Source organism: Roseicyclus sp. (genome assembly GCF_018402035.1).
In the GTDB taxonomy this organism is placed as follows: Bacteria; Pseudomonadota; Alphaproteobacteria; order Rhodobacterales; family Rhodobacteraceae; genus Roseicyclus.
Window position 1 is genome coordinate 173,815 of the sequence record NZ_JAGYJN010000006.1, and the last position, 25,000, is coordinate 198,814.

At 63.5% G+C, this 25,000-nt stretch carries 22 protein-coding genes, 1 tRNA gene and 1 pseudogene; 9 read left to right on the plus strand and 15 right to left on the minus strand.

The window, feature by feature from the left end; translation table 11 throughout:
* Nucleotides 1-58 precede the first annotated feature (58 nt).
* Complete coding sequence (locus KG698_RS11515) at nucleotides 59-3,097, plus strand: valine--tRNA ligase (RefSeq protein WP_213685711.1); 3,039 nt, start codon at nucleotides 59-61, stop codon at nucleotides 3,095-3,097.
* A 97-nt stretch (nucleotides 3,098-3,194) separates the two neighbouring features.
* Nucleotides 3,195-3,527, plus strand: a complete 333-nt coding sequence (locus tag KG698_RS11520) for a DUF1992 domain-containing protein (RefSeq protein WP_213685712.1) — start codon at nucleotides 3,195-3,197, stop codon at nucleotides 3,525-3,527.
* A 30-nt stretch (nucleotides 3,528-3,557) separates the two neighbouring features.
* Here KG698_RS11520 and trpA read toward each other — a convergent pair whose 3' ends face one another.
* Nucleotides 3,558-4,349, minus strand: a complete 792-nt coding sequence (gene trpA, locus KG698_RS11525) for a tryptophan synthase subunit alpha (protein WP_213685713.1) — start codon at nucleotides 4,347-4,349, stop codon at nucleotides 3,558-3,560.
* Between the two features lie 139 nt (nucleotides 4,350-4,488).
* Here trpA and ychF point away from each other — a divergent pair, with 139 nt between their 5' ends.
* Both ychF and KG698_RS11535 read left to right on the plus strand, forming a co-directional pair.
* Entirely contained in the window at nucleotides 4,489-5,586 is a 1,098-nt protein-coding gene (gene ychF / locus KG698_RS11530; protein ID WP_213685714.1) for a redox-regulated ATPase YchF, read from the plus strand.
* A 52-nt stretch (nucleotides 5,587-5,638) separates the two neighbouring features.
* A tRNA-Ser gene (locus tag KG698_RS11535) sits at nucleotides 5,639-5,728 on the plus strand.
* 578 nt (nucleotides 5,729-6,306) lie between these two features.
* Here the strand turns inward: KG698_RS11535 and KG698_RS11540 are convergent.
* The 5 genes and pseudogenes from KG698_RS11540 to ehuB all read right to left on the minus strand — a co-directional run bounded on the left by KG698_RS11540 (nucleotide 6,307) and on the right by ehuB (nucleotide 10,455).
* Nucleotides 6,307-7,322: pseudogene (locus KG698_RS11540) on the minus strand (IS110 family transposase).
* A gap of 85 nt (nucleotides 7,323-7,407) precedes the next feature.
* Nucleotides 7,408-8,220 (minus strand): ectoine/hydroxyectoine ABC transporter ATP-binding protein EhuA, encoded by an 813-nt coding sequence (gene ehuA, locus KG698_RS11545; protein WP_300983695.1) that lies wholly within the window; start codon nucleotides 8,218-8,220, stop codon nucleotides 7,408-7,410.
* Between the two features lie 2 nt (nucleotides 8,221-8,222).
* Complete coding sequence (gene ehuD, locus KG698_RS11550) at nucleotides 8,223-8,891, minus strand: ectoine/hydroxyectoine ABC transporter permease subunit EhuD (protein WP_213685715.1); 669 nt, start codon at nucleotides 8,889-8,891, stop codon at nucleotides 8,223-8,225.
* Complete coding sequence (ehuC, locus tag KG698_RS11555) at nucleotides 8,888-9,553, minus strand: ectoine/hydroxyectoine ABC transporter permease subunit EhuC (protein ID WP_213685716.1); 666 nt, start codon at nucleotides 9,551-9,553, stop codon at nucleotides 8,888-8,890. The genes ehuD and ehuC overlap by 4 nt, the downstream gene beginning before the upstream one ends.
* A 59-nt stretch (nucleotides 9,554-9,612) precedes the next feature.
* A complete protein-coding gene (gene ehuB / locus KG698_RS11560) occupies nucleotides 9,613-10,455 on the minus strand; it encodes an ectoine/hydroxyectoine ABC transporter substrate-binding protein EhuB (RefSeq protein ID WP_213685717.1) in 843 nt (280 codons plus the stop codon).
* A gap of 189 nt (nucleotides 10,456-10,644) precedes the next feature.
* Between ehuB and KG698_RS11565 the strand changes: the two genes are divergently transcribed.
* The 4 genes from KG698_RS11565 to KG698_RS11580 are packed head-to-tail and all read left to right on the plus strand — an operon-like array spanning nucleotide 10,645 to nucleotide 14,577.
* Nucleotides 10,645-11,829 (plus strand): M24 family metallopeptidase, encoded by a 1,185-nt coding sequence (locus tag KG698_RS11565; RefSeq protein WP_213685718.1) that lies wholly within the window; start codon nucleotides 10,645-10,647, stop codon nucleotides 11,827-11,829.
* A 2-nt stretch (nucleotides 11,830-11,831) separates the two neighbouring features.
* Entirely contained in the window at nucleotides 11,832-12,995 is a 1,164-nt protein-coding gene (gene argE, locus KG698_RS11570; RefSeq protein WP_213685747.1) for an acetylornithine deacetylase, read from the plus strand.
* 23 nt (nucleotides 12,996-13,018) lie between these two features.
* Nucleotides 13,019-13,891, plus strand: coding sequence for a DMT family transporter (locus KG698_RS11575; RefSeq protein ID WP_213685719.1), 873 nt, complete (start codon nucleotides 13,019-13,021; stop codon nucleotides 13,889-13,891).
* Complete coding sequence (locus tag KG698_RS11580; protein WP_213685720.1) at nucleotides 13,888-14,577, plus strand: GntR family transcriptional regulator; 690 nt, start codon at nucleotides 13,888-13,890, stop codon at nucleotides 14,575-14,577. The genes KG698_RS11575 and KG698_RS11580 overlap by 4 nt, the downstream gene beginning before the upstream one ends.
* A gap of 78 nt (nucleotides 14,578-14,655) precedes the next feature.
* On the opposite strand, the gene KG698_RS11585 is transcribed toward KG698_RS11580, so the two are convergent.
* The 9 genes from KG698_RS11585 to KG698_RS11625 form a co-directional block, all read right to left on the minus strand.
* Nucleotides 14,656-16,026: an aspartate aminotransferase family protein gene (locus tag KG698_RS11585; protein WP_213685721.1), complete on the minus strand. Its 1,371-nt coding sequence runs from the start codon at nucleotides 16,024-16,026 to the stop codon at nucleotides 14,656-14,658.
* 43 nt (nucleotides 16,027-16,069) lie between these two features.
* Complete coding sequence (locus KG698_RS11590; protein WP_213685722.1) at nucleotides 16,070-17,545, minus strand: NAD-dependent succinate-semialdehyde dehydrogenase; 1,476 nt, start codon at nucleotides 17,543-17,545, stop codon at nucleotides 16,070-16,072.
* A 128-nt stretch (nucleotides 17,546-17,673) separates the two neighbouring features.
* Nucleotides 17,674-18,147, minus strand: a complete 474-nt coding sequence (locus KG698_RS11595; RefSeq protein WP_213685748.1) for a winged helix-turn-helix transcriptional regulator — start codon at nucleotides 18,145-18,147, stop codon at nucleotides 17,674-17,676.
* Nucleotides 18,148-18,151: 4 nt separating this feature from the next.
* Entirely contained in the window at nucleotides 18,152-19,309 is a 1,158-nt protein-coding gene (locus KG698_RS11600; protein WP_213685723.1) for a Xaa-Pro peptidase family protein, read from the minus strand.
* A 3-nt stretch (nucleotides 19,310-19,312) separates the two neighbouring features.
* Entirely contained in the window at nucleotides 19,313-20,302 is a 990-nt protein-coding gene (locus tag KG698_RS11605) for a cyclodeaminase (protein WP_213685724.1), read from the minus strand.
* Nucleotides 20,292-21,296, minus strand: a complete 1,005-nt coding sequence (gene eutB, locus KG698_RS11610) for a hydroxyectoine utilization dehydratase EutB (RefSeq protein ID WP_213685725.1) — start codon at nucleotides 21,294-21,296, stop codon at nucleotides 20,292-20,294. The genes KG698_RS11605 and eutB overlap by 11 nt, the downstream gene beginning before the upstream one ends.
* Before the next feature lie 144 nt (nucleotides 21,297-21,440).
* Nucleotides 21,441-21,794 (minus strand): hypothetical protein, encoded by a 354-nt coding sequence (locus KG698_RS11615; RefSeq protein WP_213685726.1) that lies wholly within the window; start codon nucleotides 21,792-21,794, stop codon nucleotides 21,441-21,443.
* A complete protein-coding gene (locus KG698_RS11620; RefSeq protein WP_213685727.1) occupies nucleotides 21,791-22,957 on the minus strand; it encodes a Xaa-Pro peptidase family protein in 1,167 nt (388 codons plus the stop codon). The genes KG698_RS11615 and KG698_RS11620 overlap by 4 nt, the downstream gene beginning before the upstream one ends.
* Nucleotides 22,950-23,858, minus strand: a complete 909-nt coding sequence (locus KG698_RS11625; protein ID WP_367114082.1) for a pyridoxal-phosphate dependent enzyme — start codon at nucleotides 23,856-23,858, stop codon at nucleotides 22,950-22,952. Before KG698_RS11625 ends, KG698_RS11620 begins: the two co-directional genes overlap by 8 nt.
* On the opposite strand from KG698_RS11625, the gene KG698_RS15850 reads away from it, so the two are divergent.
* Nucleotides 23,851-24,627: an Lrp/AsnC family transcriptional regulator gene (locus KG698_RS15850; protein WP_367114083.1), complete on the plus strand. Its 777-nt coding sequence runs from the start codon at nucleotides 23,851-23,853 to the stop codon at nucleotides 24,625-24,627. The two genes, KG698_RS11625 and KG698_RS15850, sit on opposite strands and share 8 nt — an antisense overlap.
* Nucleotides 24,628-25,000 lie beyond the last annotated feature (373 nt).

The following is a 25,000-nucleotide window of genomic DNA, read 5'->3' on the forward strand; positions in this document are numbered from 1 at the left end:
CCTTGCTGCGCCCATTGGGTAACTGACAGCCGAAACCCGCTACGAGAGGCATGGACCCATGGACAAGAGTTTCAACGCCGCCGAGGCCGAGGCCCGCATCTCCGCCCAGTGGGAGGCCAAGGGCTGTTTCAAGGCGGGTGCCAATGCCAAGCCGGGCGCAGAGCCTTATTCCATCATGATCCCGCCGCCCAATGTGACGGGCGTTTTGCATGTGGGCCATGCCTTCAACAACACGCTGCAAGATGTGCTGATCCGTTGGCACCGCATGCGTGGCTTTGACACGCTCTGGCAGCCCGGCACCGATCATGCGGGGATCGCCACGCAAATGGTGGTCGAGCGGGAATTGGCCAAACAGGGCAAATCCCGCCGCGACATGAGCCGCGAGGAATTTCTCTCCCATGTCTGGGCATGGAAGAAGCAATCGGGCGGCACCATCGTCAACCAGCTCAAGCGGCTGGGTGCGTCTTGCGATTGGTCGCGCGAGGCCTTTACCATGTCAGGCGCGCCGGGTGCGCCAACGGCCGAGGAGGGGAATTTCCACGACGCGGTGATCAAGGTCTTCGTCGATATGTATGACAAGGGCTACATCTATCGCGGCAAGCGGCTGGTGAACTGGGACCCGCATTTCGAAACCGCGATCTCCGATCTCGAGGTCGAGAATATCGAGACCGCGGGGCATATGTGGCACTTCAAATACCCATTGGCGGGCGGGGCAACCTATGAATATGTCGAGAAAGATGCCGACGGAAATGTGACGCTGCGCGAGACGCGCGATTACATTTCCATTGCCACGACGCGCCCCGAAACCATGCTGGGCGACGGCGCGGTGGCGGTGCATCCGGGGGATGAGCGGTATGCGCCCATCGTGGGGATGCTCTGCGAAATTCCCGTTGGCCCCAAGGAACACCGCCGCCTGATCCCGATCATCACCGATGAATACCCCGATCCGACTTTCGGCTCGGGTGCGGTCAAGATCACCGGCGCGCATGATTTCAACGATTACGGCGTGGCCAAGCGGAACGGCATCCCCTGCTACCGCTTGATGGACACGCGCGCGCAACTGCGCGCCGATGGGGCACCCTATGCGGAAGCGGCTCAGATCGCCCAAGAGGTTGCCAATGGCGCGCGGGTGCTGACCGAGGGTGAGGCCGACGCGCTGAACCTTGTCCCTGATCATCTGCGAGGGCTTGACCGCTACGCGGCGCGTGCCTTGGTGGTGGCCGAGATCACCGCCGAGGGTCTGGCCGTGATGACCATGCCCGATGATCCGCGTTTGGGCAAAAAGGTGGGTTCCACCCACCCTACGGACGCTGCGCCGTCATCCTCGGGCGCTGTGCCGTCATCCTCGGGCTTGACCCGAGGATCCCAGGATCAAGAGATCCCCGGTCAAGCCGGGGATGACGCCCCTCAAGCCGGGGATGACGGCGTTGGGGTCGGCGACGACACCCCCGCCCTCGTCCCTCTTGTCGAGGCGAAGGCGATCACTCAGCCTTATGGCGACCGCTCCAAGGTGGTGGTCGAGCCGATGCTGACCGACCAATGGTTCGTCGACACCGCGAAAATCGTCGAACCGGCACTCGAGGCCGTGCGCTCGGGCCGCACCAAGATCATGCCCGAACAGCACCGCAAGGTCTATTTCCACTGGTTGGAGAATATCGAGCCATGGACCATCTCGCGCCAGCTCTGGTGGGGTCATCAGATCCCGGTGTGGTATGACGACGAGGGGCGCATGTATTGCGCCCCAACCGAGGCCGAGGCTATTGCCAAATCGGGCGGCAAGTCTTTGACCCGCGACCCCGATGTTCTCGACACCTGGTTCTCCTCCGGCCTGTGGCCCATCGGCACGCTCGGCTGGCCGGAACAGACGCCCGAACTGAAGCGCTATTTCCCCACCTCCACCCTCGTCTCGGGCTTTGACATCATCTTTTTCTGGGTCGCCCGGATGATGATGATGCAGCTTGCCGTCGTGGGTGATGTGCCGTTCCGCGATGTCTATGTCCACGCCCTCGTCCGTGACGAGAAGGGGCGCAAGATGTCGAAATCCATCGGCAATGTCCTTGATCCATTGGAATTGATCGACGAATTCGGCGCCGATGCGGTGCGCTTTACGCTGACCTCCATGGCCGCGATGGGGCGTGATCTGAAGCTTTCGAAAGACCGCATCGCGGGCTATCGCAATTTCGGCACGAAACTCTGGAACGCCGCGCGCTTTGCCGAGATGAACGATTGCAAGCCCGTGCCGGGCTTTGATCCGGCCAGCGTCACCCAGACGGTCAACAAATGGATCATCGGCGAAACCGCGCGCGCGCGCATGGCACATGACGAGGCGCTGTCGGGCTACCGCTTCAACGATGCGGCAAACGGGCTTTACGCCTTTGTCTGGGGCCGGGTCTGCGACTGGTATGTGGAATTTGCCAAGCCGCTTTTGGCCGAAGCCGATGCCGCCGTGATCGCAGAGACACGCGCCACCATGGCTTGGGTCATCGACCAATGCTTGATCTTGCTGCATCCCACCATGCCCTTCATCACCGAAGAGCTGTGGGGCGCCATTGCGGCCCGTGACACCATGTTGGTGCATGCCGATTGGCCCGCCTATGGTGCGGAACTGATCGATGCCGAGGCTGACCGCGAAATGGGTTGGGTCATCGGCTTGATCGAGGAAATCCGCTCGATCCGCGCGCAGATGCATGTGCCCGCTGGTCTCAAGGTGCAGCTGATGCAAATCGAGATCGACGCGCGGGGCCAAGCGGCCTTTGATCGCAACGCCACCATGATCGCGCGGCTGGCTCGCCTGTCCGAAGTGACGCCGGTGGACGCCATGCCCAAAGGCGCAGTCACCGTCGCCGCCGAAGGGGCGGTCTTTGGCCTGCCCATCGCCGATCTGATCGATGTGGCCGAGGAAAAAGCGCGGCTGCAAAAGACGCTCGATAAGCTGGGCAAGGAAATCGGCGGACTTAAAGGGCGGCTGGGTAATCCCAAGTTCATCGAAAGCGCGCCGGAAGAGATCGTGGATGAAGCCCGTGAAAACCTTGCCGCCCGCGAGGAAGAAGCAGGCAAGCTATCCGAGGCGCTGGCGCGATTGGCGGCCATCGGGTGAGCTAAGCAAAACTGCAGTTTTGCCACCCGAAAACCTCGGGTTTTTCGTGCGCGGAAATCTCGAGATTTCCGCGCCCTTTTCTGTTATCATTTTGGGTATGTCACGCTGGCTTGATCGTCTCGCTGAACGCCGCATGCTCAAGGCCCGGGCCGAAGGGAAGCTTTCGGGTCTTGCGGGCGAGGGCAAGCCCTTGCCCGAACATCCCGAAGCGGGTTTTGTCGATCCGGGGCTTGCGGTGGGTTATCGCATCATGGCCGAACATGGCGTTCTGCCCGAGGAGGTGGGGCTACGCAAAGCAATCGCTATCGCAAAGGCGGACTATGCCCACACCAAGACCGCAGCAGACAAGCGCGCGGCCATGGCCAAGATCGCCACGCTTGACATGAAGCTGGCAATCGCGGTCGAGGCGCGGCAGAAATTTATGCGCTGAGCACGCCCGCCAAAGGTAGCGGTTCGCCGTTTAGGCGCGATGCGCCCCATCGGCCAGCCCCGCGACAAAACCCGCGATCTCGGCCACAGGCTTTCCCGCCCCGATCTGGGCCACGATGGCCGAGCCCACGACACAGCCATCGGCGATGGCGGCGATGGATTGCGCAGCCTCGGGCGTTTTGATGCCAAAGCCCACGATCACCGGCAAATCGGTCTGCGCCTTGATCCGGGCAACCTCGGGGGCGACGTCGGCGGCTTGTGCCTCGGCGGCACCCGTGATGCCCGTGATCGAGACGTAGTAAACGAAACCGCTGGTATTTTGCAGCACCTTAGGCAGGCGCTTGTCATCTGTTGTAGGTGTGGCCAGCCGGATGAAATTCAAACCGGCGGCCTGCGCGGGGATGCACAGCTCATCATCTTCCTCGGGCGGCAGATCGACGATGATCAGCCCGTCGATGCCCGCCGCTTTCGCCTGCGCGAGGAAGGTATCCACGCCACGCGAATAGATCGGGTTGTAATAGCCCATCATGACGATCGGGGTCTTGTCGTCGTCCTTGCGCAATTCGCGCGCGATCTGGAGCGTTTTGTCGAGCGTCTGGCCCCCTTCCAGCGCGCGCTGGCCGGCAAGCTGGATCGTCTCGCCATCGGCCATCGGATCGGTGAAGGGCATGCCCAGCTCGATGATGTCGACGCCCGCCCGTGGCAGCGACTTCACGATCTCAAGCGAGGTCGCATAATCAGGGTCGCCCGCCATGACATAGGCCACGAAAGCCTTTTTGCCCTCGGCCTTCAGCCGTGCGAAGGTATCGTCGATCCGTGTCATATCCGCCCCGTTCAGTGTTGTCCGGGCAGGGTTTGGGCCAAAGGCGCGGGGAAATCAATGGGCCGGTGTCTTGCGCGTGGTTGCCCCTTGGCCCGTCGCGCCGTAAAGGGGGGCGATTTCATGCAAAAGGGCGCGGATCATGGGCTTCAAGATGGGGATTGTCGGGCTGCCGAATGTTGGCAAATCGACCTTGTTCAACGCTTTGACGAAAACCGCCGCCGCACAGGCCGCAAATTTCCCGTTTTGCACCATCGAACCCAATGTCGGCGATGTGGCCGTGCCTGATGCGCGGCTCGACAGGCTGGCGGCCATTGCAACATCCAAACAGATCATCCCGACGCGCATGACTTTTGTCGATATCGCGGGCCTTGTGAAAGGCGCCTCCAAGGGGGAGGGGTTGGGCAACCAGTTCTTGGCCAATATCCGCGAAACCGACGCCATCGCCCATGTGCTGCGCTGTTTCGAGGATGGCGATGTCACCCATGTTGAGGGGCGCGTCGACCCCATCGCCGATGCCGAGACGATTGAGACCGAATTGATGCTGGCCGATCTGGAGAGCATCGAAAAGCGGCTCCAAAACATCACCCGCAAGATCCGTGGTGGCGACAAGGAGGCGGTCCAGCAAGAACGCCTGATGCAAGCGGCCAAGATCTTGCTCGAAGAGGGCAAGCCCGCGCGGATGGTGGAAGTGTCGGAGGAGGATCAAAAGGCGTGGCGGATGCTACAACTCTTGACCTCCAAGCCGATCCTTTATGTCTGCAATGTCGAGGAGGCCTCAGCCGCGCAGGGCAATGCGCAATCAGCCCGCGTGGCCGAGATGGCCGCCGCCCAAGGTGCGGCCCATGTCGTGATCTCGGCCCAGATCGAAGAGGAAATCGCCCAGCTCGACCCCGAAGAGGCGGCGCTGTTTCTGTCCGAGATGGGGCTGGAGGAGCCGGGGCTCGACCGCCTGATCCGTGCGGGCTACGCGCTGTTGGGGCTACAGACATACTTCACCGTTGGCCCGAAAGAGGCCCGCGCATGGACCATCCGCAAAGGCACACTTGCACCGCAAGCCGCCGGTGTGATCCATGGCGATTTCGAGCGCGGCTTTATCCGGGCCGAAACCATCGCCTATGCTGATTACATCGCCCTAAACGGTGAGAACGGCGCCAAGGATGCAGGCAAGATGCGCGTCGAAGGCAAGACCTATGAGGTCAAGGACGGCGACGTTCTGCATTTCCTTTTCAACGCTTGAATCGCGGTTTTTACGCTTGTCCCCGACGGATCGGATGATTAGACCGATCAGCGGAGCTGTGGCCGAGTGGTCGAAGGCACACCCCTGCTAAGGGTGCAGGCGGGAAACCGTCTCGAGGGTTCGAATCCCTTCGGCTCCGCCACTTGCACTTGCCGAAACCGATGATGGGCCCTCACGGGGCCCTTTTTGTTTTGGTTTCAAAGGAGTTTAGGCGCGGGGACCGTCCTTCGGAGACCGCCAAAACGGTCAAAATCGGTCTCTGAACCCCATTTGTCTCTAATCGACCGCCCTAGGACTGGAGAAGGACGCTTTAAAAATAGTGTTTGATTGCAGCTTCTTGGCGTTTTTCGTCGAGCGCCCTTTTCGAAGGTGCAACCGATAGCACAATGCGTTGCGAATCCGGAGGACGGGCACAGGGCGGTCGATATGGGCGGGAAGCGGACGTGTGTGGATGCCCCTGTTTGGCAAGCGGAATCTTCGGTTTGTCGGCGGGGTCTTCGATCGAACGTGTGTCAGGCCTCTGAGCGTGGCCTTCATGACGCCACGGGCCGGTATGCTGTTCGGAAGGCCGGGTTCACATCGGTTCAGAGAGCTGCAAGCGCTGGAGCCCCGGGTCTGAATCTCCCGCCTTGAACTTCGAAGTCCGTGTCGCCTACTCCTCGTCGATCGCTCACCCCGGCCTTGCGGCCATGTCGTGTCCTGACCCTGCGCGGGCTTGGATCACGCCATCCGGTAATTCTCCTGTCTCGTCGTCATTGCCCAGATCATGCGGGCCATCTTGTTCGGCAGCGCTACGGCCGCGACCATCTTCGGCTTGCGGGCCACCATCGCGGCCAACCAACGATTGGTGCTGCCGCCCTTTCGGACCACCCAGCGGATGACGCTCATGGCGCCAACGATCAGCAGGCGGCGGATGTCAGTCTGGCCCATCTTGCTGACCGAACCAAGCCTGGTTTTGCCGCCGGTCGATCTCTGCCGGGGCACAAGTCCAAGCCATGCAGCGAAGTTGCGCCCGCTGTCGAATGTATCAAGGTCTGGTGCGAACGCTGCGATGGCACCAGCCGTGACCGGACCGATGCCCGGGATGGTGCAGAGCCTACGCAGCTGCACGTCGGTCTTCGAAGCCGCCTCGAGTTCGCCCGCCAGCCGCTCGATGACATCAGTCAGCCGCTCGATCTGCTCAAGGTAGATCGTCCCCATCTCACGAACCGCGGCTGGGAGGCCGCTGGTCTCGTCGACCAGCGCGTTCTCAAGCACCTTCAGGCTCGCCGGACCCTTCGGCGCCACCAACCCAAACTCTGCTAGATGCCCCCGGAGGGCGTTGATGAGCTGCGTGCGCTGCCTGACCAAGCATTGACGTGTCCGGAACGCCACCGCGCGCCCTGGGTCTCGGCACTCTTCACGGCCACGAACCGCATGGTCGGGCGCGAGGCCGCCTCCGCGATTGCTTCCGCATCAGCCTTGTCGTTTTTTTGCCGTTTGACAAACGGCTTTACATACGCCGCCGGCACCAGGCGCACCTCGTGGCCGTGGGACTGCGCCACGCGGCCCCAGTAATGCGAGGTGGCGCAGGCCTCCATCGCAACTATGCAGGCCGGCTGCTCTGCGAGAAGTGTCATTAGGCGAGGCCGCGATAATACGCGGTTGTATAGAACCGCCCCATCCGCTCCAATTGCGCAGACTTGAAAGCTGCCCTTTGCCAGGTCGATTGCCAGCATGCTGATCCATGTCGTCATCGATGTGCCCTCCATTCGGTTCTGATGAAACCATTATGGCATACGTGATGCCGTTGGGGTGGGGGTATCCACCGCATCAGTTCACTCAGTCTGCAGCCTTGACCGCCGACAGGAATTGCCGCGTGCGTTCGCGCTGAGGATTGCCGAAGAACTGGTCGGGCGCTCCTTGTTCTTCAATCCTTCCCTTGAAGAAAAAACAGATCCGGTCCGAGATATCGCGCGCAAAGCCCATCTGGTGGGTCACCATCAGCATGGTAAGCTGGTGTTCGGCCACCAGCTTTCGGATCACGGCGGTCACCTCGCCAATCACCTCGGGGTCGAGAGCCGAGGTCACTTCGTCGAACAGCATCACCTTTGGTCGCATCGCCAAAGCGCGCGCGATCGCCACTCGCTGCTGCTGGCCGCCGGACAGGCGCGAGGGGTGCTGATCCTTCTTGTCGATCATCCCCACCATCTCCAGCAGGTTTTCCGACCGCTCCTGCGCCTCGCGCCGGGACAGGCCCAGAACCTGTACCGGCCCCTCCATGCAGTTCTGAAGGGCGGTCATATGGGGAAACAGGTTGAAATGCTGAAAACACATCCCGATCGAGGATCGCGCGCGGCGCAGGTGTTTCGCATCCGCGCGCACCAGCCTGTTGCCCTTCGGCATATGAGTCAGCGGCTTGCCGTCGACATAGATCACCCCGTCGTCAATCGTCTCAAGCGTCATCAGCATGCGCAGAACGGTCGTCTTGCCCGATCCGGAGGGGCCGATCACGCTAACCATCTCGCCCGCGGCGACATCGAGGTTCAGCTCGTCAAGCACGGTCAGCGTGCCGTAGCGCTTGGTCACGTTCATGAACCGTACCATGGGCACATCGGGCCCGGTCAGTTCCAGCGGGTAGTTGGAAAGATCCATGATCAAAGCCCCAGTTTTCGGCGCACGCGCCTCTCGAAGATTCGCATCAAAGCGGCTGCGGGCAGCGAGATGGCGAGGAAGATGACACCCACCAGCGTATAGGGTTCGAGAAAGCGGTAGTTTTCGGACCCGATCGCATTGGCAGTGTGCATGAGTTCAGCCACACCGATCACGCTCAGCATTGGCGTGTCCTTGAAGATCCCCACAAGGTAATTGCCCATCCCTGCGATCGAAGGCGGCAGGGCCTGGGGGATGATGATCCGCACATAGGTGTCGCGGGTCGACATGTTGAGCGCGCGGCACGCCTCCCACTGGCCTTTCGGCACGGCCTCGATGCCCGCGCGGTAAACCTCGGACAGATAGGCCGAGTAATGCAGCCCGATGGCGATCATGCCCGCCGTCCAGGGCGACAGGCGGATGCCGAATTGCGGCCCCACGTAGAAGATAAAGAAGATCTGCAGAACCAGCGGGGTGGAGCGGATGAACTCCACCACCTCGCGCACGGTAAAGGTCAGCACCCGCGAGGGCGTCCTCTGGGCCAGTGCCAGTACCAGGCCCAGCACCACCGCGATGGTATAGCCTGCGCCCGCGGCGATCAGCGTGTTCACCGTCGCGGCCAGCAGGCGCGGCAGGATCTCGAAGGTGAATTCCCAGTTCCAGTTAAATCTCATGCCCGCCCGAGCCTCCGGGCCATGACCCGTTCCAGCCAGCGCATGAAGGGCGTGATCAGGAAACGGGCGAGGATGTAGTAGATCACCAGCGCCGTGCCGAAAGCCTGTGCCGACAGGAAGGTCGAGGCGTTGATCTGCCGTGTCTGGAACATCAAGTCGGTCACCGAGATGAGCGCCACCAGGGCGGTTCCCTTCAGAAGTTCGATCAGCAGGTTGCCCCAGGACGGCAGCATCAGCACCAGCGCCTGTGGCAGGATGATCCGCCGCATCCGTTTCGCGGGCGACATCGAGAGCGTATAGGCCGCCTCCCACTGGCCTTTGGGAACCGCCTGGATCGCGCCGCGGACGATCTCGGCCCCGTAGGCGCCGACGTTGAGCCCGACCGAGACGAAGCCGGCGGTGAATTTGTCGAAGGTCAGGCCGAACAGTGGCAGGACGTAAAAGATCCAGAACAGCTGCACGAGAAGCGACGTGCCGCGAAAGATCTCGATATAGGTCACCGCGGTACCACGGATCAGCCAGTTGCCCGACAGCTTGCCCAGGCCCGCGACCAGCGCCACGCCGATGGCGACTGCGCTTGCCAGCAGGAACTGGGCGATCGTGACCCAGGTGCCACTGGCGATCAGCCCGCCATAGGTCTGGAGGAATTCAATAATGGACATAAGCCTTCACCGCTGCGGGCGCTCGCCGGGGGCGGTCGGCCCGCCCCCGGAGCTTGCGCTCAGCGGTTCGCGCAGACCCATTCGGTCGTCACGTCGCCGGGCAGCGTTGCCTCGCCATAGCCGTATTGCGCCACCGCGGCGAGCATCGCCTCGGAGCCCAGGTATTCGGCCTGTGCGGCGTTAAAGGCATCGACGAAGTCCTGATCGTCCTTGCTGAAGCCGATCCCGGCCCAATTGAGCGACTCCGCGGGCATCGCGCCCGGATCCGAGACTTCGAGCGCGCCATCGGTGCTGTCGGCCAGCTGGCGCATGGTGAAATAGGTGCCGGCACCGGCATCGGCGCGGCCGGCGCGCACGGCGGCCAGGATTTCGGTCGGGCCGGGCACCTGCATGATGTTGGCGTCCTCGACGCCTGCATCCCGGGCAGCCGGGATGTTGGAATAGCCCGCGCCAGTTACCATCACGGCGCCCTGTTCGCGGAGGTCATCGTAGTTGCCAAGCCCCTTCGGATTGCCCGCCGGAACCAGGAAACCGTCGCCGATCCGCGCCATCGGCTCGGAGAAGGCGACATTCTCGCAACGCGCGGCCAGGATGTTCATGCCGCCTGTGATGATGTCGAATCGACCGGCCTGCAGGCCGGGGATCAGCCCGCCCCAGTCGGTCTGCACCGGCTCGATGTCGGTGTATCCCATCGCCTCGAGCACGCCGAGCGTATGCGCGTTGACAAAGCCCAGCGGCTCCCCGCTTTCGCCCGGATAGGCGAAGGGCAGTTCATTGGCAAAGCCGATCCGGATCGGTTCGCCCGCGGCGATCCTGTCCATCAACGGGCCGGCGGTTGCGGCAACCGAGGATGCGGCCAGCACGGCAAGCGCCGAGAGTGTGGAGGTAAGGGGTCTGGTCATGGCTGTCTCCCGTGTTGTGCCCTTGTTGAATTACGTTGGGCTGTCGTGTTGTGCACATCATTCGTCGTGGATAAGTCATGTCAAGAATTTTTGCTTCCCAAGCTGCGAAATTGTGTCAATCATCCGGCTTGACGCGCAGATTCTGTGCAAAGATGTATACAAGTAGACTTCATCAACCACGAGGGAATCATGGGACGAGACAACGCCCCCTTTGGCGCTGCGGAGTATGCGCGCCGCATCGGCAAGACACGGCAGGCGATGGAACAGTCGGGCATAGACCTGCTCTTCGTCACTGATCCGTCGAATCAGGCCTGGCTCACCGGCTATGACGGCTGGTCTTTCTACGTCCATCAGGGCGTGATCCTACGGCAGGAAGGCGACGCGATCTGGTGGGGGCGCTCGCAGGACGCCAATGGCGCCCGGCGAACCGTCTGGATGGAAGATGACCATATCTATGGCTATGCCGATCATTTCGTCCAATCGACCGAACGCCACGCGATGCAGGAGCTTGCGGGCCGCATAAGCGAGCTGGGATACGCCAAGGCGCGCATCGGCGTCGAGATGGACAATTACTACTACTCGGCCAAGGCGCATGCTGTTCTGACGGCTGACCTGCCCAATGCCACGCTTGTCGACGCCACCGGGCTGGTGAACTGGCAGCGCCTCATCAAGTCGGAAGAGGAGATTACCTTCATCCGCAAGGCCGCGCGGATTTCCGAGCACATCGTCGAAACCGCGATCGAGATGGCGCGCCCCGGCCTGCGCAAGAACGAACTGGTGGGCGAGATCCAGCGCCAGGCCACGCTTGGAGTTGGCGAGGATTGGGGCGACTATCCGGCCATCGTGCCGCTCACGCCTTCAGGGGCGGATGCCTCTGCGCCGCACCTGACCTGGAACGGTGCCCCCATGCGCGAGGGGGAGGCGACATTCTTCGAACTGTCGGGCTGCTATCGGCGTTATCACGCGCCGCTTTGCCGGACTGTGCATCTGGGCAAGCCGCCGCAACAGATGATCGACGCCTCGGCGGCGTTGACTGAAGGGCTGGAGGCCGGGCTGGAGGCCGCGCGCGCAGGCAACCGGGCCTGCGACATCGCCAATGCCCTGAACGGCCCGCTGGCGCGGGTGGGCATCGACCGCGGTGGGCGTTGCGGCTATCCGATCGGGCTGTCCTATCCCCCCGACTGGGGCGAGCGCACCGTATCGCTGCGTCCGACGGACGAGACGGTTCTGCAACCGGGCATGACCTTCCATTTCATGCCGGGGCTGTGGATGGACGATTGGGGGCTTGAAACCACCGAGTCGATCCTGATCCGGGAAAGCGGCCCGGCCGAGGCGCTCTGCAATGTCGCGCGCAAGCTCTTCGTGAAGGAGTAGCGATCTTGGACAGGCTTGCCGAGACCTGCGCCCTGCTGGCGGATTTGATCGCCTATCCGACCGTCTCCGCCGACAGCAACCTTGCGCTGATCGACCATCTGGCCGGGCGGCTGGAGCATGCGGGAGCAAAGGTCGAGGTCAGCCATGATACGACTGGACATAAGGCCAATCTTTTCGCAACGATCGGGCCGGAGGCCGATGGCGGCATCGTGCTGTCGGGACATTCCGATGTCGTGCCCGTGACCGGGCAGGACTGGTCTTCGGACCCGTTTGCCATGGTCGAACGCAAGGGGCGGCTTTACGGGCGCGGTACCTGCGACATGAAGGGGTTCATCGCCGCCGCCGTGGCGATGGCCCCCCATCTGGGGGCGGCGGTGCGCAACCGCCCGCTGCATTTCGCCTTCACCTATGACGAGGAGATCGGCTGTTTCGGGGCGCGCGCGCTGGCCGAGGGACTGCAAGCGCGCAGGCTGCGCCCTTCGGTCGCCATCGTGGGTGAACCCACCTCGATGCGGATTATCGAGGGGCACAAGGGCTGTTACGAATACTCGACCCATTTCACCGGACTGGAGGGGCATGGCTCAGCACCCGATCTGGGCGTGAACGCGGTCGAATATGCAGTGCGCTATGTTGCCCGCCTGCTGGACCTGAAAGAGGCGCTGAAGGCGCGCGCGCCTGCGAACGGCCGGTTCGATCCGCCCTGGACCACGATCAACACCGGCGCGCTGGTGGGCGGTCACGCCCACAACGTGATCGCCGGGCGTGCGCGGGTCGATTGGGAGATGCGCCCCGTGCAGCCGGGCGACGCCGAGTTCGTCAAGGACGATCTGCACCGCTACTGCACCCACACCCTTTTGCCCGCAATGCGGGCCGTCGCCCCTGAGGCCGCGATCGTGCTGGAAACCATAGGCGAGGTCGACGGTCTGATCCCTATGGATGCGAACGAGGCGCGCGACCTTGTTGCCGAACTGACCGGGGCGAATGGTGCCAATGTCGTGCCCTTCGGGACCGAGGCGGGCATCTTCCAGAACCTTGGCATGTCGGTGGTCATCTGCGGGCCGGGGTCCATCACGCAGGCGCACAAGCCGGATGAATACCTCGCCCTCGACCAGCTGGCGGAGTGTCTGACGATGCTCGACCGGCTTGGCGCGAAACTGGCACATTAGGGGTGGAGGGGGGCGGGCGCTTAATGGCGGTGGCGCCGCTTGTATTCGTCCTCTTGTGGGCGGGCGGCTACGCATTCGCCAAGCTGGGCCTTGCTCATGCCGAGCCGATGACGCTTCTGGCGCTGCGCTACGGGTTGGCCTTCGTCGCGCTGGCCCCTTTCCTCTTTCGTCGCGGGATCGTCTGGCCCCAAGAGCGGCGGCATTGGGGGGCGCTGGCGCTGACCGGAATCCTGATCCAATGCGTCTATTTCGGCCTTGCCTATCTTGCCATGAAGCGGGGCATGAACGCGGGCACCACGGCGCTGATCATGGCGCTGCAACCGCTTCTGGTGGCCGTGGCCGGGCCCTTCCTTGGCAAGGTCGCGGTGACGCCGCGCGTCTGGGGCGGGCTTGCGCTTGGTTTTGCCGGGGTGGCCGTGGTGATTGTCACGGGCGGCACGCTGGGGCCAAGCCCCGCCATCGCGGTGGCGCTTGCGCTCGCGGCGCTCGCGGGCATGACGGCGGCCACCCTGTTCGAAGGCTGGCACGGGCTGCGCTGCGACCCGGCGGTCGGCGGTGCCGTGCAATATGCCGTTGGTTTTGCCCTGCTCATGCCCGTGGCGTTTGTGACCGAGGGGCTGGCCTTTGACTGGCATCCGGAGCTGACGATGTCGCTTGCATATCTTGTGATCGGCAATTCCATCATCGCAATCGGGCTTTACATCGCGATGCTGCAACGCGGCGATGCGACCCGCATCTCGGCCTTGCTGTATCTTGTCCCGCCGCTTGCGCTGGCAATCGCATGGCTAGTGCTGGGCGAGAGGCCCGGCCCGCTTTCCCTGTTCGGCTTTGCGCTTTCCATGACGGGCGTTTACATCGTCCATCGAAAGCTGGACGGCGGGGGGAGGACGGCATGAACATCGAGCGGCCCGAGGTCACCGAAACCGCGCGCGACCGATTTGAACGGATCCATGACGATATCCGCATGCGGATCTGCCTGCTGGATTACGCCCCCGGTGAACGGCTTTCGGAAGAAGCGCTGGCCGCGGAATTCGGCATAAGTCGTACACCGCTGCGCCGGGTTCTGGCGCGGCTGGAAAGCGAGGGGTTGCTGCAGTCGGTCCACGGGGTCGGCACTTTCGTAACCGATGTGCATATCGAGGAATTGGTCCAGACTTACCAGCTTCGGCTGGAACTGGCCGAATTGACCGGGCGGCTGGAACCTATCGCCCCAGATGCCGCGCTCCGGTCCGAGTTTCGCATGCTCTCGGCCCGGTCGAAGGCCCTGATCAAGGCGCCGGATCCGCGCCGCTTTGCTCAGATCAACGTCGAATTTTTCCTGTGCCTGCTGCGGCTGACGGCGAATGAACCACTGCGCGAGATCAGCAGGCGGCTGTATTTCCAGACAACGCGCATCTGGCTGAAATCGGTCTTTGCCTCGCGCATCGACCTGCGCGACGAGGTCAATGTCTTTGACCGCGAGATCGACGATATCCTGCGCGCGCTTGAGGTCGGAGACCTGCATAGCGCCGCGCTGATCCAGCGTGCGCATATCTCCATGAGCTTCCAGCGCATGATGTCGGGCAGCCGCCGCCCGGCCTGATCGTGTTTTGCAGAGCGGGTGACGCCGCGCCCTTGCCCGGCACCGCGCGTGATCGCGGTGCTGGGGCGGTCGGCCCCCTCAGCCCAAGATCTCGCGCACCGCGTCGGCGGTCTTGGCTACGACCTCCTCGGCCTCGGCCTGGGTCAAGCAGAAGGGTGGCGCAAAGCCCAGGATGTCGCCCTGCGGCATGGCCCGCGCGATGACGCCCTTTGCCAGCAGTGCCGCGGCGACCTGCGGGCCGATCTTTCGCGCGGGATCGAAGAAGCGGCGCGTCTCGCGGTCCTCGACGAACTCGACAGCGGCCAGTAGCCCTTCGCCCCGCACTTCGCCGACATGGTGGTGATCGGCCAGCGCCTCGCGCAAGGCGGCGTTGAAGAAGGCGCCCATGCGGCCTGCGGCCTCGACCATTCCAAGCTTGTCGATCAACTGCAGGTTGGCGACGCCCGCCGCGGCCCCGATGGGGTGGGCCGAATAGGTCCAGCCATGGCCGATTGGTCCGTTCTCGTCGGTGCCCTGTTCCAGCACCTTCCAGACGCGGTCCGACACGATGGAGCCCGAGAGCGGCGCGTAAGCGCTGGTCAGGCCCTTGGCGATGGTGATGAAATCCGGCTCCAGCCCGTAATGGGTCGAGCCGAAAATGGTTCCAAGACGCCCGAAACCGGTCACCACCTCATCAGCGACCAGCAGGATGTCATGACGCTTCAGCACCGCCTGGATGGCCTGCCAATAGCCGGCAGGCGGCGGCACGAGCCCGCCTGTGCCCAGGACCGGCTCGCCGATGAAGGCGGCGATGGTGTCGGCGCCTTCGCGGGCGATCAGCGCCTCCAACTCGGCCACGCAATGCGCGACAAAGCCCGCCTCGTCCATTGACGGATCCGGGCGGCGGTAGAAATAGGGCGCCTCGGTGTGCAGAACCTGCGCCAGCGGCAGGTCGAATTTCTGATGAAAAAGCTGCAGCCCCGTCAGCGAACCCGTCATAAGCCCCGAGCCGTGATAGCCGCGCCAGCGCGAGATGATCTTCTTCTTCTCGGGCCGGCCCAGGATGTTGTTATAATACCAGATCAGCTTGATGTTGGTCTCGTTCGCATCCGATCCCGACAGGCCGAAATAGACCTTGGACATATGCGCAGGCGCGCGGTCCATCACCATCTTGGCCAACGTGATCGAGGCCTCGGTGCCATGGCCGACATAGGCGTGGTAATAGGCCAGTTCGCGGGCCTGATCGGCGATGGCATCCGCGATCTCGGTCCGGCCATAGCCCACGTTCACGCAGTAAAGCCCGGCAAAGGCATCGAGCAGGCGGTTGCCGTCACGGTCGGTGATGTGACAGCCTTGGCCGCCGATCACGACGCGCGGCGCGATGTTGCCACGGGCAAACTCGGCCAGATGGGTCGAGGGGTGGAAAAAGCTGTCGCGGTCCCATTGGGCAAGCGTGTCGTTGGTCAGCATGTTGGTCCTTTCGGCAGTGGTGTGATGCGGCGGGGCAGGGCTGTCAGGCCCAGTCGCGGCAGACGTATTTGATCTCCATGAACTCCTGCATCCCCGCGCGCGCGCCTTCGCGCCCGAGGCCGGATTGCTTGGTGCCGCCGAAGGGGATCGGGGCGCCGGTCACCTTGGTGCGGTTGACCGCAACCATACCGTATTGCAGCGCACGCGACAGCCGGTAGATGCGCCGCGGATCGCTGGTGTGCAGATAGGCGATCAGCCCGTATTCGCTGTCATTGGCGCGGCCGATCACATCTTCCTCGGTGTCGAAGGGGGTGACGGGGGCAACGGGGCCAAAGATTTCCTCGGACATGATGCGCGCATGATCGGGCACATCGCAAAGAACGGTGGGCTGGTAGAAAAGCGGGCCAAGCGCGTCGCGCGCGCCACCGCACATCAGCCTCGCGCCATGGGCCAGCGCGTCGGCGACATGCGCCTCCTGCTTGGCGACGGCCGCCTCGTTCATCAGTGGGCCGATCTCGGGGTCGTCCATCCCCGGGCCAAGGCTCAGCGCCTGCGTGGCCGCAGCCAGCCGCGCACAGAATGCGTCATATATGGCACGCTCGACATAGATGCGGTTCGCGCCCAGGCAATCCTGCCCCGAAGTCGCGAATTTCGCCTTCATGGTCTCGGCCACGGCGGCATCCAGATCGCTGTCGGCAAAGACGATCACGGGTGCATGGCCGCCCAGTTCAAGGATCAGTTTCTTCACCGTCGCAGCACTTTGCCGGTAGAGAAGCCGACCCACCTCGGTCGAGCCGGTGAAGGACAGGGCGCGGACGCGGGCATCCTCGGTCCAGGGCGTGACGATCGTCGGGGCCACGCCCGTCACCACGTTGAACACACCGGGCGGAAAGCCCGCGCGCTCGGCCAGTTCGGCAAGTACCGTGGCCGAAAACGGCGTCTCGGCGCTGGGATGGGCGATGACCGTGCAGCCGGCGGCCAGCGCTGCGGCAGCCTTGCGCGTCAGCATGGCCGAGGGGAAGTTCCACGGCGTCACAAGGGCTGCTACCCCCACGGGTTCCAGCCAGAGTTCCACCTCGGCATTGGGCAGGTGCGAGGTAACGCCCTCGATATTGGGACGCTTGGCCTCTTCGGCGTAATATTCCACGAAACTGGCGGCATAATCGATCTCGCCACGCGCCTCGGACAGCGGTTTGCCCTGTTCCAGTACCATGATGCGGGCAAGGTCTTCGCGGTTCTCGAGGATCAGCTCGAACCATTTGCGCAAACGCGCCGCGCGCTCCTGCGGAAGTGTCGTCGACCAACCGGGAAAGGCCACGGCGGCGGCATCGACGGCGGCACGGCTGTTCTCGGCGGTCAGGCTTGCGATATCGCCGATCCGCGCGCCCGTAGCCGGGTCGGTCACGGGTAGCGTGGCCTCGTCGCTGGCCCCAACCCAGCGCCCGCCGATGAAGGAAAAGCTGCGCACAAGGCGTTTGTCGGAAATCTCGTCACGGGCCGACAATGCGGTCTCGGTCATTCTGGCACTCCCCCGGATGCTTGGTCTGGTGCCAGTCTGGACCGGGGCGGCAGGCCTTTGGGTCTGTTCTTGCGGGAAATCGCGGCGATCCGGTCCGCCGGGCGTGGCGGTAACAGAGGATTCCTCTGTTACCCCAGCAGCAGGTGCAGCGGGGGCGGGGTCGGGCCCTTGACCGGCTTGGTCACGACATAGCTGAAATAGCGCGCCAGCCCGATACGCGCGTCCAGCATGTCATCCAGCAGCCGCTGGTAGGCGTCGATGTCGCGGGTCACGATCTGCAGCAGATAGTCGAACCCCCCGCCCAGGGCCCATGCCCCCGTGATCTCGTCATAGCGTTTCAGCGCCGCTTCGAAGGCGCGGAAGCTTTCGGCGGTGTGGTCACGCAGTTCGGCCGCGACGAAGACGGTGACCGAGGGGCCCAGTTTCCGCAGGTTGATCCGGGCGTGATAGCTTTCGATCAGCCCTGCACCCTCAAGCCGCTTCAGCCGGGTCCAGCAGGGCGTGGGCGACAGGCCCACACGCTCGGCCAGCGCTGTCTTGGAGAGCCGTCCCTCGGCTACCAGCGTCGAGAGGATCGCAAGGTCGCGGTCGTCCAGCGCAATCATCCTACAGCACCGTCGGCCCGACGGGCGTTTGCGTCAGCACCTCCACCCCGTCCGGACCCAGCAGAACCGTGTTCGACAGGAAGAAATCGCCGCGGCCCGTGCCCATCAGCCAGCTCAGGATATGAAAGCTCATGCCGGTCTTGATCAGCAGATCGCTGTCATGGCGCAGCCCCGTGACGCTGTTGCCGCCGGTCCATGATGGCGGAAAGCCGATGCCGACCAGATAGCCGCAATGATGCCGCCGGTAATGGGTGCAGCCCGCGTCATCGACCACGCCCTGCCATGCGGCATAGACATCGCGCGCGCGGGCGCCGGGCCGGATCGCGGCGCAGACGGCGGCAAAGGCCGTGGCACAGGTCTCAGCCATGCGCGCATCCTCGTCCCGGATCGTGCCAAGATGCACCAGACGGCCCAAAGGCGCGTGATAACGCGACACGCAGCCCGAAAGTTCCAGGAACACCCGTTCGCCTGCTTTGTAGCGGCCCGCGCCCCATGTGGTGTGTTCCTCGCCCAGCCTTGCGTCGGGGCGGATGAAGGGGCCGAACCCGGGCGGATTGCCGCCTGCCCGCGTCATCGCGGCCAGCGCTTCGGCCGCGACATCGGCCTCCTCGGCGCCGTCGTGAAGGGCCGCGATGGCCGCACCCGCCGCCGCGTCCGAGGCTTTGGCCGCCCTGCGCAGAAGCGCCATTTCCTCATCGCTCTTGACCAGCCTCAGCCGGTCCGACAGGCCAGAGATATCGCGGAACTCGGCATCGGGCAGGGCGCTGCGGATGGCACGGCCCGCCAGCGCCGACAAGCCCGCGCCCTGTTCCTCCAGCCCGATGGAAAGCCCTTGGGCTTTGGTGCCCGCCTCTTCCAGCAGGGCGACAAGCCGGGCGGCGGCGTTGTCGCTGTCGAAATGGCCCAGAAGGCGGGCGTTGCGCACCTGCGTCTCAATGGTCACACGTTCCATCGCGCGGGTGATCAGCACCATCTCGCCCTCTTGCGGCACGACAAGGAAATGGGGTGCGAAGTAGCCCCAATGATCCAGCCCCGTAAGGAAAAAGACGCTTTCGGGCACCGAGAAGACCGCGATGTCGATGCCCTGTTCGGCCAGTCGCGCGCGGGTGGCCGTCACCCGGCGGGCCAATTCCGCGTCGGAGAACGGGTTGCAATGCATGGCTCAGACCTCGATCGATAGGCCCGCGTCGCCAAGGCGGGCGAAGACATGGGTGGCGATGGCCGTGTCTTGCGCGCCGGTGCCGGTCAGGTCGCAGATGGTGATGTCGCTGTCGCTGCGGCGGCCTGGATGCGCGCGGGTGATGATGGCGCCCAGTTCGGTGATCTCGCGAATGTCCTGTTCAAGCCCGGCGGCGTGGGCGGCCTCAAGCTCGCCCGAAACCTCGCATTGGCTGATCCGGTCGCAGACATAAAAATCGGCGACCACCAGCGCCTTGGGCGCGATCTCGGTCTTGCCGGTCTGATCCGATCCCATGGCGGTAATATGCAGCCCCGGATGCAGCCAGTCGGCCTGCACCAACGGGTCGCGTGACGGCGTTGTCGTCACCACCAGTTGACTTTGTCGAACCACCGGTTCCGGCGTCTCGCACAGCTCGGTCGTGATCCCCAGCGCTTGCGCCAGATCGGCGGCGCAGGCCTCGGCCCGGGTTCGATCGCGGCCCCAGACCATCAGGTGCCGGAAGGGCCGCACCAGATGCGCGGCCTGCATCTGCAGCCGCGCCTGCACGCCGGTGCCGAGAACGCCCGCGGTCTCGACCGTCGCAGGTGCGAGATAGCGCGCGGCCACGGCACCTGCGGCGGCCGTGCGGATATCGGTCAAATAGCCGTTATCAAGGAACACCGCCCGAACCAGCCCGGTCTGCGCCGAGAACAGGATCATCAGCCCGTTGAGCGATGGCAGCCCAATCTTCGGATTGTCGAAGAACCCTGGCGAGACCTTGATCGCGAAACTGTCGAAGCCGGGGATATAGGCGGTTTTCACATCGACCTCGCCATGCACCTCGGGCAGGTCCATCGACAGGATTGGCGGCATCATCACGCCGCCTGCGGCCAGCGCGGCAAAAGCGCGATCGATCACGTCGACGGTATCAAGGTCCAGCGCCACGATACGGCGCAGCTCGGCCTCGGTCAGGATGCGGATGTCATGCGCCATAGGGGCGGCCTTTCACGATACGATCGCCCAGCTGGATATCCTGTCCTGTGACGACGCGGGTGAATGTCTGCATGTCGAGGTTGCGCCCGGTGATGACGGTCGCGGTCGGGCCCTTGGGCGTGGCCTTGCCCGAGAGGCAGGCTGCCAGCCCCACGACACAGGCACCCTCGGCCACGATGCGGTCCTCGAAATAGAGTACCTGCATGGCGTGGTAGATCTCGTCCTCGGTGACAAGGATTGTCTCGTCCAGCAGGTCGCGGCAGAGTGGGAAGGACAGGCGGTTTTCCATGCCGATCCCTCCACCCAGCGAGTCGGCCAGCGATGGTACCTCGGGCACCTCGACCGGATGGCCGGCCCGGATGGACAGGTGCATCGCCGCGCCGCGGTCCATCGTGATGCCGGTCAGGCGGATGCCGGGCCGGATCGCGCGGGCCGCAACCGCGATCCCAGCGGCAAGCCCGCCGCCTGAGAGCGGGATCAGGATATGGTCCAGATCAGGCCGCGCCATCAGCATCTCGAGCCCGATGGTGCCTTGCCCCGCGATCACAGCAGAATCGTCGAAGGGCGAGATCTCGACCAGCCCTTCGGCTTCGACCAGCCGCTGGCTTTCGGCCAGCGCGTCATCCTGCGAGCGCCCGGTGATCCGCACCTCGGCCCCCAGCGCGCGGATGCCGTCGACCTTGGCCTGCGGCACGAGTTCCGACATGCAGATCACCGCGCGGATGCTGCGTTCGCGCGCAGCAAAGGCGACGCCGCGGCCATGGTTGCCGGTGGAACAGCAGGTGACGCCCGCGGTACCGGGCGGCAGGGAGCGCACCGCATTAAGCGCACCACGCAGTTTGAAGGCGCCGATGGGCTGCATGTTTTCCAGTTTCAGCAGGAAATCGTGACCTATGGCCATGGACATGTAGGGCGAGGGGACAAGAGGGGTGCAGTCGGCAACCCCGTCGATCGCCCGGGCGGCGCGCAGGATGTCGCCGAGTGTCATATCCATGCGCATCTCTCCAAATAAGATCATCTGCCCGGTCTCGGGTCTCGGGTCTCGGGTGTCGGGCCAAGGGCTTGGTCGGCCGGTCAGCATGGCCATGTTGTGCACAACGCAAGATGTGTAGACGCCAGTCAAGAAAAATTATTGTGTTTAATTAGTCTTTGCAGTGATTTTTGACCAGAATATGTACACATCACCCTTGGGCAGGGATCGCTCACAACCCCACCAACCGCCCCGAATGGTCACGCGCCTGACATAGCCCACGACATCCAGCGGCTGTGTTGCAGGCAGCAAACGGGCCGCATCGGGCAAGACGCGCTTCATCTGCGCAATACTGGCGGGCGTCAGTTCTGCGCCCGAAGGCACGTGGGTCACATGCAGCCGCGCGACATGCGGGGGAAACAGGCGGCGGAAATCATTCTCGATGGTTTCATCGACCTGCAAGACAATCAGCCCAAGACGGGGCAAGTTATCTGCTTGCAGCGCGTAGGGAAAAGCACTCATGTCCTGATCTCCGGCAAATCCTCGGGCGCGCGCGGCGACAAGAGTTCCGGGCCAGTGTCACGCAAGACGATGTTCTCTTCATGCACCATGATCCGGCCGCCAGCCGTCACGCATCCCGGCTCCAGCGTTAGAACCATGCCTGCGCGCAGAGGTGTCTCGTCGAGCGGAGTGAACGAGGGCCATTCAGTCAGTGTGATCCCCAGCCCATGCCCCAGCCGACCGCCGCCCGGCGTCACCCCCAACCGTTCCAGCCCACGAGACAGCAGAACATGCACATCGCGCGCCAGCATGCCGGGGCGCAAGGCGGTCAAGGCGTCCTCGGTCGCGTGCCATAGTGCTGCATGCGCGCGGTGCGCTGTGTCAGAGGCCGGACCAATCGCGAAATTGCGGTCGAAATCGCAGAAATACCCATCTTTCACCGCGCCCGTATCCAGCATCAGCACATCCCCGTGCTGCAATGGGGCCGCGCCTGCCGGTGAGATCACATCTCCATAACCAGCAGGCCCCGCACCGCCCGCAACATAGCTGACCCAATCCGCGCCCTCTGACAAAAGAGCAATCTGGAAGTCCCGGAACACATCAGAAAGCGGCCGCCCCGCCAGCGCAAAATCCGGCACGCGCGCGAAAGCCCGCGCGGCAATGGCACAAGTCGCGCGAATCTTATCTATCTCGGCCTCGGATTTTACTTCGCGCACGCGCTGCACGCAGGCTGTGGCATCGACAAAGCGCCGCGGTGCAAGCCGCGCGCGCAGGGCATCGAAATCGGCAAGCGGCATGCGCAGATGCGTCTCCAGCCCCATGGCAAGCCCGATCCGGCCATTGGGCGCGACAGCCTGCGCCAGCGTATCAGCAAGCAGGCTGACGCCATCATCACGTGGGTCGGGCGCGTCCCATATGCGGATATCGTGCAGCCATGTGCGCCCCATCAGATCGGCCCCGATCGACGGGATCACCGCCACCGGCTCGCCTGTATTCGGGACAATGACAAACCAAGGCCGCGCTGGACTTTCCCAGAATCGCGTCAGAAAGCCGGTCGTGTAGAAGATGTCGGCAGGCGAGTTCAGCAACAGCGCATCAAGGCTCAGGTTGGCCATGCCCGCCTGCAAGGCCGCGATGCGCGCGCGGAACTCCTGCGCGGGAAAGATCAGAGAACGCTCATCCATCCTCTGGCCCTTCGCTCAGGATCGCCAGCACATGCGCATCGGCGGGCAGGTCCAGCCCCGCCACCAGTGCAGCCACCCCTGCCGCGCCCGAAGGCGTCGTAGGCAAACCATGCTCTGCGAGCAATTCGGTGGCCCGCCGGGCATCGTCCTCGCTGATCGTTCCAAAGACATCCGCATCCCGCGCCAGACCAGTCAGCGCAATCATCGACGCGGTCTTGCAATCGAGCCTGCCCATGCAGGACAGAGGACCGGACGTATCGACCACTTGCCCCGCTCGAATACCCTCCATCAAGGCCGGAGCCGCTTCGGGTTCCACGACAATGATCTGCGGGCCATCGCCCCAGACAAGGCGCGCATGCGCCGCGACCGCCGCCGCCAGCCCGCCGACACCTGCTTGCAACAGGATATGACTGGGCGCCGTGTCGATCTGCATGGCGGCTTCTGCTGCCAATTGCAGATAGCCTTCCATCACGCGCAGCGGCAATTCGGTATATCCGGGCCATGAACTGTCGGACAAAAGCGTCCAGCCCTGCGCCTCTGCCGCATCGGCGGCGGCCTGCATGCTGGCCTCGTATTCCGCACCGGCGCGGATGACTTCGGCCCCCTTGGCGCGCAGGCGCTCGGCGAATGCTTCTGGCACCGCATCAGACAGATAGATCACCGCCCGCGCTCCGAACAAGCGCGCGCCTGAAGCCACGGACAGCCCGTGATTACCCGCACTGGCCGTAACATAGACGCGGCCCTTCAGCGCGTGACCTAGGTCAGCGCCTGAACACGCGGCAGCTTCGCGCGCGAGGGCATGCGCGGCACCAAGCGCCTTGAAACTGCCCAGCCCCATGCGCTGACGTTCATCTTTGAGGCTCAGGCGCGCCACCCCGACCGCTGCCGCAAGCGTGGGCATTTCGTGCAGCGGTGTTGGGGCGTGTGCAGGGCAGCGGGACAAAAGCTCCGCAACCGGGCTGGCATCCGCTAAGGGGGCCAACCCAGCCGCTGGCAGCCCGCAGCCTCGCCAGGGATTTGTCAAAACTTGCAGCATTCCAGATCCTGTTCTGTTTCGTCACAGCCTATCGCAAAAGCCGACAAGAGGGCCGGAAAAATCGGAGTGCTCTGCGCCCGATTTCGGATGCATTGCGATAATCCAAGCCGACTTTCGGAAAAATCCACGCAACCACCTTCCTTATAGGCCGGATTTCCGCCAATCTGCTGGAATGGACAGATTCGATGCTTACATTCTGAACATCCTGCAACAAAACGCCCGTACCACGGCCGAGGCCATGTCGCATCAGGTCGGATTGTCGCCCGATGCCTGCCGCAAGCGCATGGCGCGGTTGCGATCCTCTGGGATCATCAAGGCCGAAATCGCGGTCCTTGATCCCGCTAGCGTCGGGCGCGGACTGACCCTGATTGTCGAAGTGAGTTTGCAAAACGAACGCAAGGCCGATCTGGACCGTTTCAAGACCGCAATGCGGGCCGCACCCGAAGTCATGCAATGCTATTATGTGACTGGAAATGCTGATTTCATCCTGATCCTGTCAGCCCGCGATATGGCTGATTTCGAAGCTTTCACCCGCCGTCATTTCTTTGCAGAGGACAATGTGGTGCGCTTCCGAACAAGTGCCGTCATGGACAGGGTCAAGACGAGCTTAGCGGTGCCAGTTATTGCGGATTAAACCTTTGATCAGAGTATCGGTCCTGACGGGAGCGAAACGCCAAATCACTAAATGAATCTCGACAAGAGCCAAACCAACGACATCAAATGCAAGAATGCATATTCTCGCTGCATTGGCGTTGACCGACTGCTTTCGCGACGTTGTCTGATGGGTTCACCGTCGGTTATGGGCCGAGCACGTCATGGCGGGGTCCAAGAGCGAAGGGCGGAGAGCTGACTGTGACGTTGTACGACGACCGGCGCATAGATCCGTCGTAGCGGTCATTCAGGGTAGTGGTCAGAGGCTTCACTCAAATTTGGAATGCACCGGGCGCTGATTTGAGCCGACATCGCATGGTTTTTCGGAGCCAACCGCCCAGGTTCACGCTTGCGGC